Below are 1564 nucleotides of genomic sequence, written 5' to 3'. Positions count from 1 at the left end.
ATGATGCTCCACCTTACTCAGGAGTTGGAGCCTCCGGCAAACCCGGCGCGGTTCACTCTGCCTCTCTGGTCAACCCTGGGGCAAAACGAGAGTGGCGCGTTTGCCGAGGCCCTGTCGCTGGATGCGCGTCGTGTGGAGATGCCGAGGCGAGCGCGTGTGCAGGCGCGGCAAGTTTACGTCTTTGCGCAGGCGGGTTTGATGGGCTGGGAAGGGGCGTGGCCTCGTGTCGTCAGAACCGGCTTGGCGAGTTTGGATGCGGATTTCATTCGCCACGACGGTCTTATGCGCACCTTGCTGTGCGCAGAGGGGCGTCCGCTGGATGACACTGTCATGATCTATGATCAGGCCTTCTTGCTTCTGGCCTTGGCCACAGCCTTGAAGGCCGATATCGGGGGCGTTGAGGCGCATGCGCGCGGCGCTGCAATCCGCGATCAGTTAATGACACGCGCGACCTCAAATGGCGCTCTTAGTGAGGCGGGAGAGCGACCTTACCAGTCCAACGCCCATATGCACCTGCTGGAAGCGGCTCTCGCGTGGGAGGAGGTGAGCGACGATCCGGCTTGGCGCGACTTGGCGGATCTGATCGTTAACTTGGCGCGTACGACTTTTATCGATGCAGTCTCGGGGCGTCTGCGCGAGTTCTTTGATAGTGCCTGGTCAGCGGCGCCAGGAGATGACGGGCGTTTGATTGAGCCTGGGCACCAGTTTGAATGGGCCTGGTTGATAGCGCGTTATGCCAGGCTCCGTGGCGATGCTTCGGCAATGACGGTGGCTCAAGGCCTCTATGCTGCTGGGCGGGAAGGGGTCAGTGAACGTCATCATGTGGCGGTGAACGCCCTGAATGATGATGGTTCCGTGCGTATCGCTCGCGCGCGCCTCTGGCCGCAAACGGAGTGGTTAAAGAGCGCTCTGATCATGGCTGGTGGGGCTGTAGGGCGTGAACGTGCAGTCTATATGGAAGACGCCGCCAAGGCGCTGAGGGCCTTATGGCTCTATTTGACGCCGGAAGGTCTGTGGCACGATACGCGGCTGCCGACTGGCGGTTTCATTGAAGAAGCCGCACCGGCCAGTTCTCTCTATCACATCATCTCAGCGTTTGACGAGCTGACAAGGAGCACCGAGTTTTCAGCGGGAGGACAGGGAGCGTCCCGGGCCTTGAGTTAACGTGTGTCCCTCTTTTGTTAAGTTTGTGTAGCGGGCAGGCCACGGTGGAGTTGCAACCTTCGGTAAAGCTGCCGTTTGCGGCTCGACCCCCAACGGCAACGCTGGTAGAGGGTTAGTTAGGCGACGTGTCCGTCGTCCTCGAACAACAGATCTCGGAGGGCCGCATATATGCGCGTCAAGAGTTTGATCCTGGCTTCCAGCGCGGCGGCGGCTCTGGCCCTGTCGGCGGGCGCCGCTTCGGCTGAGCCCGATGGCTGGTACGGCGCTATCGATGCCGGCTACCACATCATCGATGACATCAATACGGAAGCCGCTACCAACGGCGCCAACTGGAACTGGGAAGTAAACGACGGCTGGGCGGCGTTCGCTCGCCTCGGCTACCGTTTCAACCCCAACTGGC

Annotated in this window: 1 protein-coding gene and 1 pseudogene; both read left to right on the top strand. The window is 60.8% G+C overall.

Annotated elements, in window-relative coordinates; all coding sequences use genetic code 11:
- Positions 1-1164: AGE family epimerase/isomerase (locus tag DXK21_RS16385; protein ID WP_114818829.1), on the top strand; the 1164-nt coding region annotated here is incomplete at its 5' end.
- A gap of 168 nt (positions 1165-1332) precedes the next feature.
- Positions 1333-1564: pseudogene (locus DXK21_RS16380) on the top strand (cell envelope biogenesis protein OmpA); the annotation flags it as partial.

This window comes from Brevundimonas bullata, assembly GCF_003350205.1.
In the GTDB taxonomy this organism is placed as follows: Bacteria; Pseudomonadota; Alphaproteobacteria; order Caulobacterales; family Caulobacteraceae; genus Brevundimonas; species Brevundimonas bullata.
Note: the sequence above shows the minus strand (reverse complement) of the source record. Positions and strands in the feature narration are given on the sequence as shown.